Source organism: Protofrankia sp. Cas4 (assembly GCF_963555915.1).
Classification (GTDB): Bacteria; Actinomycetota; Actinomycetes; order Frankiales; family Frankiaceae; genus Protofrankia.
The window spans coordinates 1-9,844 of record NZ_CAUVXL010000209.1; the positions used below are offsets into that span (position 1 = coordinate 1).

General features: G+C 66.5%; 10 protein-coding genes, 2 tRNA genes, 1 pseudogene and 1 riboswitch. Of the genes and pseudogenes, 7 read left to right on the plus strand and 6 right to left on the minus strand.

Annotated features, from left to right (window positions below; all coding sequences use genetic code 11):
• Positions 1-20: 20 nt before the first annotated feature.
• Positions 21-413, minus strand: coding sequence for a type II toxin-antitoxin system VapC family toxin (locus U9979_RS19075; RefSeq protein WP_322780462.1), 393 nt, complete (start codon positions 411-413; stop codon positions 21-23).
• Entirely contained in the window at positions 410-640 is a 231-nt protein-coding gene (locus U9979_RS19080) for a hypothetical protein (RefSeq protein WP_322780463.1), read from the minus strand. The genes U9979_RS19075 and U9979_RS19080 overlap by 4 nt, the downstream gene beginning before the upstream one ends.
• 184 nt (positions 641-824) lie before the next feature.
• Between U9979_RS19080 and U9979_RS19085 the strand changes: the two genes are divergently transcribed.
• On the plus strand, positions 825-1,652 hold the full coding sequence (locus U9979_RS19085; RefSeq protein ID WP_322780464.1) for an alpha/beta hydrolase: 828 nt from the start codon (positions 825-827) through the stop codon (positions 1,650-1,652).
• A gap of 155 nt (positions 1,653-1,807) precedes the next feature.
• On the opposite strand, the gene U9979_RS19090 is transcribed toward U9979_RS19085, so the two are convergent.
• Positions 1,808-2,284 (minus strand): SRPBCC domain-containing protein, encoded by a 477-nt coding sequence (locus tag U9979_RS19090; protein ID WP_322780465.1) that lies wholly within the window; start codon positions 2,282-2,284, stop codon positions 1,808-1,810.
• Positions 2,285-2,374: 90 nt separating this feature from the next.
• Between U9979_RS19090 and U9979_RS19095 the strand changes: the two genes are divergently transcribed.
• From U9979_RS19095 to U9979_RS19105, 3 genes and pseudogenes are all read left to right on the plus strand, one after another.
• A complete protein-coding gene (locus tag U9979_RS19095; protein ID WP_322780466.1) occupies positions 2,375-3,127 on the plus strand; it encodes a TetR family transcriptional regulator in 753 nt (250 codons plus the stop codon).
• 277 nt (positions 3,128-3,404) lie between these two features.
• Positions 3,405-3,577, plus strand: a riboswitch (cyclic di-AMP (ydaO/yuaA leader).
• Between the two features lie 4 nt (positions 3,578-3,581).
• Positions 3,582-3,872: pseudogene (locus tag U9979_RS19100) on the plus strand (transglycosylase family protein); the annotation flags it as partial.
• Between the two features lie 53 nt (positions 3,873-3,925).
• Positions 3,926-4,144, plus strand: coding sequence for a hypothetical protein (locus U9979_RS19105; RefSeq protein WP_322780473.1), 219 nt, complete (start codon positions 3,926-3,928; stop codon positions 4,142-4,144).
• A gap of 114 nt (positions 4,145-4,258) precedes the next feature.
• Here U9979_RS19105 and U9979_RS19110 read toward each other — a convergent pair whose 3' ends face one another.
• The 3 genes from U9979_RS19110 to U9979_RS19120 all read right to left on the minus strand — a co-directional run bounded on the left by U9979_RS19110 (position 4,259) and on the right by U9979_RS19120 (position 7,917).
• On the minus strand, positions 4,259-5,110 hold the full coding sequence (locus U9979_RS19110) for a hypothetical protein (protein WP_416210768.1): 852 nt from the start codon (positions 5,108-5,110) through the stop codon (positions 4,259-4,261).
• A 91-nt stretch (positions 5,111-5,201) separates the two neighbouring features.
• Positions 5,202-6,086: a hypothetical protein gene (locus U9979_RS19115; RefSeq protein WP_322780468.1), complete on the minus strand. Its 885-nt coding sequence runs from the start codon at positions 6,084-6,086 to the stop codon at positions 5,202-5,204.
• 166 nt (positions 6,087-6,252) lie between these two features.
• Positions 6,253-7,917 carry an alkaline phosphatase family protein gene (locus U9979_RS19120; protein WP_322780469.1) on the minus strand — a complete coding sequence of 555 codons (1,665 nt, stop codon included), beginning with the start codon at positions 7,915-7,917 and terminating at the stop codon, positions 6,253-6,255.
• A 222-nt stretch (positions 7,918-8,139) separates the two neighbouring features.
• Here U9979_RS19120 and U9979_RS19125 point away from each other — a divergent pair, with 222 nt between their 5' ends.
• The 3 genes from U9979_RS19125 (at position 8,140) to U9979_RS19135 (ending at position 9,317) form a co-directional block, all read left to right on the plus strand.
• On the plus strand, positions 8,140-8,718 hold the full coding sequence (locus U9979_RS19125) for a hypothetical protein (protein WP_322751629.1): 579 nt from the start codon (positions 8,140-8,142) through the stop codon (positions 8,716-8,718).
• A 360-nt stretch (positions 8,719-9,078) separates the two neighbouring features.
• A tRNA-Asp gene (locus U9979_RS19130) sits at positions 9,079-9,153 on the plus strand.
• A 90-nt stretch (positions 9,154-9,243) separates the two neighbouring features.
• Positions 9,244-9,317 (plus strand) — tRNA-Phe (locus U9979_RS19135).
• Positions 9,318-9,844: the final 527 nt, after the last annotated feature.

Below are 9,844 nucleotides of genomic sequence, written 5' to 3' on the forward strand. Positions count from 1 at the left end.
TGACTCTGGCCGCATCGCGGCTACAGGAATACCTCGATCGGGCAGGTGGCGCCGGTGCCACGGGAGAGGCGAGCATCACTGGTGATCAGTATACAATCCAGAAATTCCGCGAGAGCGACGTAGAACGCGCCATATGCGCTGAAGTTGGCACGCAGTTGCCATGTTCGCGCAAGTTGCGCGAGCAGCGGCGCGCGTTGGAGCGGAATCGTGGTAAGTAACGACAGTGCGGTACGTGCCCGCTGTTCGGGTAGCTTTCCGCCGAGGGTTAGCCCCCGCAGGACCGAGAGAATTTCCGCATCGATGAGGCTCGGTGCGGTGATGGTTTCACCACGAAGCCGTGTGCGTACCGCATCGGCTGAGCGACTGTCTTCGACAAGGACCTTGACGAGGGCGCTGGCATCGATGACGATCAAAGCGGGGGCCGTCCACGGTCCAGTTCGGTGAGGATGTCGTGGGTGGTCACCGACTCCACCGCGTTGGCCTGCGCACGGTCCAGGATCTCCTCGAGGGTGGACTGCTGGGCGTCCTGGACGAGCTTGCCCAGCAGGTAATCCTGCAGGGACTGTCGAGCGCGCAGAGCGCGCTGCTTGTACGTCAGGTACACCTGGTCGGGGATGTTCCTGATCTGGATCGTCGCCATCGCGTCATGATAGCGCGTATGCGCTCAGGCAGCGCTTGGCATATTTCGCCAGCAGCCATGGCCTCTAGGCGGCCACAGGATGCGACCAAGGCGTAACCCCTTCAGCATATTTAGAGCCGCCCGGGAACGTCCGGCTCGGGCGAGGGTGTGCCATCACGGCCGGGTCATACGAAAGGGGAGCAACATGCCCTACGTCGCTGTCGGTAAAGAGAATTCCGCCACGATCGAGATCTACTACGAGGACCACGGCACCGGGACGCCGGTCGTTCTCAGCCATGGCTACCCGCTGAGCGGCAGCGCCTGGGAGAAGCAGGTTCCGGTGCTGCTCGACGCCGGCCACCGCGTGATCACCTACGACCGACGCGGCTGGGGCAACTCCAGCCAGCCCGCCGTCGGCTACGACTACGACACCTTCGCCGCGGATCTGCACGCGTTGGTGGAGAAGCTCGACCTGCGCGACGCGGTGCTGGTCGGCCACTCGATGGGCTCCGGGGACGTCACCCACTACCTGGGTACCTACGGCTCGACGCGGGTGCGTAAGGCGGTGCTGGTCTCCCCGATCCCCCCGTTCCTGCTGCAGACCGAGGACAACCCCGAGGGCCTACCGCAGAGCCTGTTCGACGGGTTCATCGCCACCGCCAGCGCGGACCGGCCCCTGTGGCTGAAGCAGTTCCTCGACAATTTCTACAACATCGACGTCTACGGCGGCACCCTGGTCAGCGACCAGGCGCTCCAGGCGAGCTGGAACATCGCCACTGCCGGGTCGCCGATCGCAGCCGTCGCGTGCATCTCGACCTGGCTGACCGACTTCCGCGACGACGTCGCCAAGCTCGACATTCCGGTGCTCGTCGTACACGGTGATCAGGACCGAATCCTGCCGATCGGCCCTACCGGCAACCGCCTCCCCGGGCTGATCAAAGACCTTCACTACGTCGTGATCGAAGGCGGGCCGCACGCCATCGCCTGGACCCACACCGACCAGGTCAACACGGCGTTGCTCGACTTCATCTAGTCAGCCGAGGGGCGCTCTCAACCGGTCGGCCGCCGGGTGTGCGATCATGGCTCTTTTCGCGCACCCGGCAACCCGAACGTGCCCGGGTCACGCGGGGCGACGCCACGGGTCCCCGTCCCCAAGGCGGTGGACAGGGACAGCCGGGTGTACTGGACTCAGCCGTTGCCACCAGCGGTGGGGCGAGACATGCCGTTGTCGTCGACGTCGTTGAGCACGGCTGTGAGGCCCACGCGGAGCATCTTCTTCCGGACGGGGCCCAGCACCAGCTTTGCGAGGAGGAACCCACCGACGCCGGTGAAGCCAGTGTGCTCGTACGTGAAGCGCGTACCTCCCGCGTGCGGCTCGAGCCGGTAGGTGACGTACGTCGCGTCGCCGTTCTGGTCGCCGACCCAGGAATAGCGGAGCAGGGATGGTTCGCGTGCCTCGAGGACCTCGCAGTCGACGATCCCCCGCCAGCCTGGCCGCGGCTTCGCGACGAACTGGAACCGGGTGCCGACCGCGGTCGAGAAGCCCTCGGGCCGCCCCCCCTGGCCCGTCGAGGTCCACAGCGGGATGAGCGCCGGATCGGTCACGGCACGCCAGACCCTCGTGGGGGGATGCGGGTAGTCACGCACGATGCGGATGTTGCTCATGGAGGCTCCTTGCGCCGTAGGCGATTTAATTTCAGCAGCTAGAAAATTACTGTAGCAGAACTTTTACAGAGACTGGACTACGCTGAGAGCATGAGCAGGCGCACGGTGGACTGGACGGCAGCGCACACCCCTGGGCCCGGGGCACCCGACGCCGAAGGGTTGCGGGAGCGCAAGAAGCGCCTGATGCGCCAGCAGTTGACCGACACGGCGACGCAGATGTTCATGGATCGGGGCTTCGACGCCGTCCGAGTGTCGGAGGTCGCCGAGGCGTGCGGGGTGTCGGAGAAGACGGTTTTCAACTATTTCCCCACCAAGGAGTCCCTGGTCCTGGACCGCCTGGACGCGACGATGGCCTCGCTGCGGACCGGCCTGGCCGAGCCCGGGGTCGCACCGATCGACGCGGTGCTGCGAATCCTGGACGGTGAATTGGGCGGCATGACGTCCTGGCTGGACATGCAGGACGACCCGGTCGAGGCCGCCACCACGATCCAACGCTTCGGCAATATGATCATGTCCACGTCCGCGCTGCGAGTCCACCAGCGCGACATGACCGACCGACTCATCGCCGTGGCCGCCCAGCTCATGGCTGAGCGGGCCGGGATGAACCCAGACGACCCAGAACCGCAGATCGCGGCAACCGCTCTGCTCGAACTCTGGCACATTCAGTTCCAGAGCCTGAGGAAATACCTGGACGGCACCCGCACACCCGCACAGGTCCACCAGGCGGTGACCGCCGACGTCCACCGCGCGGCCCAGCTCATCAACACCGGACTGGGTTCGTTCGGGCCCTTCACGCCCGACAGGGCGGGTGCGAGCTCGGATCGGCTGGCGTCACAGCAGTAACCAAACTACCGGTTACCGCAAGAGATCGGGTGTCATCCGGTCAACCGGACTTTTCACAAAGCGCATCAAGATATGCGCCAAAAGGTGGCACTCATGTCACGGAAACGTTCCATCGGTGCTGGCTGGTTAAAATGAACGCGCGCGCACGCGCATTAATGGTGATCAATACCGAAATCAAGGGTCGATGTTCGACTGTGCGCTTCTTCACCACCCCTTGCCGGCCGACCAGCCGTAGCCGATAGGGTTCCGCCGTGCCTTCGCAACGAAAGCACGCATCGGACGAAACACGCCGAGTCCTGCCCCGTCCGATGATCGTCAAACCAACGGCAGGAGCGGGGGAACCACTTTCCGGGCGCCACCCGGCGTCCTTGGGGTGAAGCCGCACGATGCGGCCGGGCATTTCCCAGCCCGAACCCGACAGCTCACCTCGTAGGCGTGGGGAAAGGGCATTGCCATGTCCCGTTCGCGCGCCCGCCATCGCGGCAGCAGACCAACCAGTAGATACACCCGCGCGCTCATCACCATTCCGGCACTCGCCGCCGCCGTCGGCGGTGTCGGCATTGGAATCTCGGGGCCCGCCAGCGCGGCACCGTCGGACGACCAGACGTTGTCGGCAATTGCTCAGTGCGAGTCCGGCGGCAACCCGACAATCGTCAATTCGATAGGCGCCGGCGGACTGTTCCAGTTCCTTCCCAGCACGTGGCAGTCAGTCGGCGGGACCGGTCTGCCGCAGAACGCCTCCGTTGCCGAGCAGTGGAACCGCGCCCGGATGCTATACGCCCAGCAGGGTACGACGCCGTGGGTTTCATCGCAGTCGTGCTGGTCTGGAAAGGTCGGCAGCGTCGCCAACACGGCTCCGACCGCCACACAGTCGCCGTCGGCGGACTCGGTCGGGAGTGGGAGCTCGGTCGGGAGTGGGAGCGAGAGCGGAAACCCCGCCGCCGACGCTGCCGCCGCCACTGGCCGCCACCGGCACTCATACTGGTCGCCCTGGTACCAGAGCACCCAGCCGACTGACGGTTAGCCGGCAGGCGACCAAACGGAAAGAAAACCACCGGGAAGCCGGCCGGGCGCCATATGGCGCCCGGCCGCTCGCCGGATTCCGCCACGAGCCGGTACGACTAGATCGCGCTACCAGACGCCGCCGGCATCCGCCGGATCGTCGCCGCGGGCGGGGGTTGCGGGCCAGCCAGGCACGGACGGGTGCGCAACGTCCCTGCGGGTCACCGCCAGGAAGCTGACGAAACCGACGATCACAATCGCCAGAACCAGGCTGACCGGACCGGTACCCAGTTCAAGGCCACCGCGACCATGCGACACCCCCATCCAGTCGGCGAAGGAGGCACCGAGCGGCCGGGTCACGATGTAGGCAAACCAGAAGGCGAAAATCCCGTTCAGACCAGCCAGCCGGTAGGCCAGGGCCGGGACGGCCATCAGGACGGCAAACATCACACCCGAGGAGAAATACCCCAGGTGCGCGGTTGTCGCGGTCATGTCTCCCAGTGCGGTACCGAGCGCGAACGTCGCCATTACCGTGGCCCAGTAGAACGCCTCACGGCGACGGGTGTGGATACTGTGAATGGAGAGGGTTTTCTCGCTCATATACCAGACCGTGAAGATGGCGGCCAGCGCGATCATGAAGAAGGCGGTTGACACGAGGTACGGGATGCCGAGTCCGACATGCAGGACATCAGCCGCCATCGTGCCGAACACGCTGACCATGACAACTGCTGTCCAGTAGATCCAGACAACATATCGACGGACGTAGAACTGCAGCGCCAGCGCGGCCGCCAAGCACACGCCGGCGAGACCGACGGCAATCATCGGGCTGAGTTGGTGGGCCAGGTAATCTGACGTCGTCTCCCCCATGCCGGTGGTCAGCACCTTGGTGATCCAGAAGTACGCCGTCACTTCCGGGACCTTGCTCATTGCGCGTCGAGCACGGTCCCGAAGCACGTTCTGTTGGAGTTGACCTGTCGCCATGGTGGCAACGATGGCACAGCTATCCCCGCGCATCCCCAACCGGGTCGACGACCCCCGCGACGCCGTGTCCCCTATTGCCGGTCGCTCTTAGTCACCGTGTCCGGCTGACGGATGGTAACAAATCCGGCTGAGGTGGCGCAGACGGCTGCTCGGGTGGGGTGAGGATTGCGAGCTCGACCGCTGCGGCCACGGCGACGACGAACCCGATCGCGGCAAGCGGGAGGCAGCCCGGACGGACCTGGTCCCCCAACAGCGCAAACCCCATCGCGGCCGGGATGAGGGTTTCCGCCGCGCCCTGGCTGGCGGTGACAAGCGTCACCGAGCCGCGTTGCAACGCGGCTCCGAACGCACTCAACCCGAGCAGACCGTAGGCCAGTAGTGCCCAGGAAAGGGGGTCGGTGAGGACAGCGCCGAGGGTGTGATCGGCGTCCAACGCCCGTGCACACAGCGCGGTCCCGCCGAACGCCAGCCCCGACAGCGCTCCGAGCACCACAGCGGCGCGCTCTCCCCGCAGGGATCGGCCCGCCGCCGCGCTGGCGGCAACCAGGACGGGAACGAATAGCGCGATCACTATGGTCGCGATGGTGCCCACCGGACGCGGCGGCGCGGGCTGCGCGGTGAGGGCAAGAAGGATCAGGCCGACACCGAGCGCCGCCAGCGCGCGCAGTTGCGCCGGTCCCGGACGGCTGCGCAGGAACACCGCAGCCAGTACCGCGGTGACGCCGGCACTGCCGGCGAGGGTCGCCTGGACCGCGAACAGCGGCAGCGATCGCACCGCCACCAGTGATAGCAGCCAACCGACAAGGTCGAGTACCAGCCCGATCAGGTAGGGCAGCTGTCGCGCGAGCCGTGGCAGCAGACGCGGATCGAGCGCGCCGGCGGTGACAAGCCGGCGCGCGCCCACCGACTGCAGCACCGAACCGGCCCCATAGCACACAGCACAACCAAAAGCGGACAGGTATGCAACAACAAACACCTGATGATCTAACCACCTGCCGATGACGACCACTCCGGCGCCCCCGGCGCGACGTGCCCACGGGCAGATGTCGAGGCCTTTCCCGACGGCGGCCGGGACCACCCGAAATGGGTGGTCCCGGCCGCCCTCAGGTACCGCTGTCGCAGACCTGCCGAGGAGAAATCCCTCAGCGCAGCGGCAACGCCCGGGTGTGCTCGATCCGTACCGCCCGCAACGCGTCCGGGTCCAGGCCGAGCAGGGCCAGGATCGTCGGGGCGATCTGGGTGGTCTCGACCCGATGCCCGTCCACCTCGTGGTGCTCAACGCCGGCGCCGGACACGACCAGCGCGACGTCACGGTCCTGCGGGTCCGACCCGCCATGTTCGGCGATCTTGCCGGTACCGCCGGTGAACACGACGCCGTGCGTCACGACACCCACGACATCGGGATGGCGCGGGTCACCGGGACGGGTGCCGAAGAACGCGGCTGCCCCGTCCCCCGCGTAAACGGCCGTGAGGCCCGAGGCGGGCAACGTGGTGGGCGTGCCGTCGATCGTCTTGCCCGCCGCCGGGTGGGTGAGCAGGAAGGTACGGGCGAACGCGGTCGCCGCCGCCGAGGTGTCGCTGAGCCAGAACTGCAGGACGTCGTCATCGACCGCGAAGGCCACCAGCGGGGCCGCACCGGGATGCCCCGCAGCCCATGCCGCGTTCAACCCGTCGATGATCGGTCCGTCGGCGACGCGGGTGAGATCGGCCGGGTCGGTGGGCGACTGGCCGTGCTTCGCGGACAGGATGACCGTGGTGCTGCCGGTCAGGCCGCGGCGCTGGATCTCCTCCACGATCGTGGCGACGCTCGCGTCGACATAGCCCAGCGCGCGGGCGAGCAGCGGACCGGGGGTGACGCCGCCGGGCAGGTATCCGCCGGTCAGACCATCCGAGCGGGGAAGCTTCTCGGCGGTGGAGACCGTCTGGAAGTTCATCCCGAAGATGGCCGGTGTGCCGACCTTCGTCGTCCGGCTGTGGTCGTAGCCGTCGATCTCGTTGAGGACCGCCTGCAGCTTGTAGCTGTCGTACTGCTGTGTCGCGGCGTTGTCCTTGGTCCAGTCACCGGAAGCGAAGCCGATCGCGGTACTGTTGATCTCCGGGGTGAACAGGTCCTGGACGCCGGTACCGGACGGCCCGTTGACGATCTCGTATGCGGGGTGCTTGTCCGACCATGCGGTGCGCAGCCCGGCGGCCCGCGCCACCTCGAAGACGGTGTTCACCTTGAGGTAGGAGTGCGGGTAGACCGGCATGCAGGTGGTCGGGTCCACCGGCAGCAGGGCCGGGTTGATCAGCGTCTGCGGTGTCGCGGTCAGCGCGAGGATGCCGCCGGGCAGGCCCGGCAGGTGCGCACCGGCGTCGATCGAGGTCGGGTCGCGGTCGAGGCCCTCGGTGTAGTTGACCTCGGTACCGGCCTTGACACCCGCGCAGGATGTCGTTCCCGCCGGCAGCAGCTGCGAGTTGTAGGTGTCGTCGTAGTAGATCCCGGTCGTGGCCGGGTTCCCACCGGTCACCTGCGCGATCAGACCCGGGAACGAGTCCGACGGCACCGGTGTCTGCGCCCGGGTGAACTCGGTACCCCGGCGGACCAGGCGGGCAAGGGCTGAATCCGGATACTGAGCGACATACCATTCCAGATCGGCCTGGTGCAGGCCGTCCACGGACAGCAACAGCACATGTCGGGTCGACCCGTGGCCGTGACGATTGTCGGTAGCAGTGGCCGGGCCAGCGGCTGCCACCCCACCAATGACGGCAGCGGCCAGTAATCCGGTCGTAACGGCGGCGGCCGACCGCGGGAAAATGCGGGACACAGTTCCTCCTCATGCAACCGGTGCCACACCGGGTGCCTCCGCATTGCTAGACCTCTACGGCGACCGGAGCAGGATTGTCAGGTAAACAGGACACGAAAAGACCTTTCAGCGGACCTTCATCAACCTCTTAAACTTCTCCTAATCGGATGTCAGGTAGCGCCCAGCCCGACCTACCACGCTGAGTAGGTACCGCCACGGTGGCGGTACCGGAGGAGGCACGACATGACGGATCAGCCTGGCTGGTATGGCTGGGATGCGGCGGCACCGCCATCCCCACCGTCCTCGGAATCCCCGACGAACCAGGCCCCGCAGCGACGTCGGTTCGGCAAGGCGGCGGGGCTGCTCGGCGCCGGCGTGCTGGCCGGAGCGATTCTGGGCGGCACCCTCAGCGCCACCGCGGCGTCCTCGAGCCCGAGCCCGAGCCCGGGCGGATCAGCCGGGACGACCCAGACCGCCCCGGACAACGACGGCGACGGTCATGGTTTCGGGCACGGTGGCGTCAGGCACGGTGGCGCCCTCGATCAGACCGGTACCGTGACCGCGGTCGGGTCGGCATCGGTAACCATCAAGACCAGTAGCAGCACGACCGAATACGCGGTCACCAGCGACAGCGACATCGACAAGAACGGTGAAGCGCAGCTGAGCGACCTGAAGGTTGGCGATTCTGTCACCTTCAACACCACCACCGTCAACGGCAAAGCCACGATCGACAAACTGCACTCCGGCGACGAAGCGCTCAACATGCCGCATGGCCGTCACGGCTCGGGCACCGACAGCTCTAGCGGGACGCCAGCCGGGTAGGCAACCGGTGGGGACCGGAAAGGATCGGAGTAGGACCGCCGGGCAATAGTGGCGTGGATCAAGAAACGGGGCCGGGGCGGGTAGATCGCGAGGTGCGAGGAGGGAGGCACCGGAGGTTGTGGGTGTCGACCGACGACGGCACAGCGGGGTACGTGCCCCGCCCCCGCGCAGGTGCAGGCCCACTCACCCCGGACCGCCCCGCCATCCTGTATGCTGCTGTTGCACTCCTGAGCGAAGCCCCTGCCAGCCAGGCGCGGTGGTGGGTCTGAGGGATGGGGCGCTGAGCCTCACAGGTGCAGAGTCGTACAGAGGCACAACATCGCAAGCGAGATCGTGATATAACTGAACAGCACACAGCATGGTCCTGTGGTGAAGCCTGGAGTTCACGCCGCCCTGTCAAGGCGGAGGTCGCGGGTTCGAATCCCGTCAGGACCGCGCTCGCACCATCGGTTGATGTCAGCGTAATGTTGATCTCACCGGTTGGGGCGACCTGGTTGGGCCGTGTTCGGCAGGATGGTTGCACCGGGGCAGGTAGCTCAGTCGGTACGAGCGTCCGCCTGAAAAGCGGAAGGTCGGCGGTTCGACCCCGCCCCTGCCCACGCGCTAACTTCTGTTACTCGCCGCACCGACGTGCAGCCTCGTGCCAGCCGCGATGCCCACCGGGGGGCCAAGCCCCCCGAAACCCCCCGTGTCGAGCTTCGCTCGACCAAGGGGGTTTTCTTCATGTGGCGGCAACCCTGACGGCAACGTCAGCGAAGCTGATCGTCCAGCTTGCTCAACGCGTCCCGCATCTGGCCGAGGGACGTAGGCGCGTAGATCGTCATCGAAACTTCGATCGCCGAGTGTCCGGCGATGTCCCGAACCGTGTGCGGCGGCACGCCCAGGTGCAAACTGGTAGGCGGCAATGTTCGAACCGCGTTGTATTCCTCGGCTGGTCATGATCGATTCCTGGGTCCGCGTACGACTCGGGAGCCGGCGGTCCAGGCTCGCGGAGCTCTAGCTGTCCTGGATCAGCCTGCGGCACTGCCGATCCTGGTGCGCAGCACGCGCAGACGAGGCGACTGGCCTGGGCTCTTCTCCTCGGTGCCGCTTGTGCTAGTTGCAACATCGTTGCGCCCAATGCAAC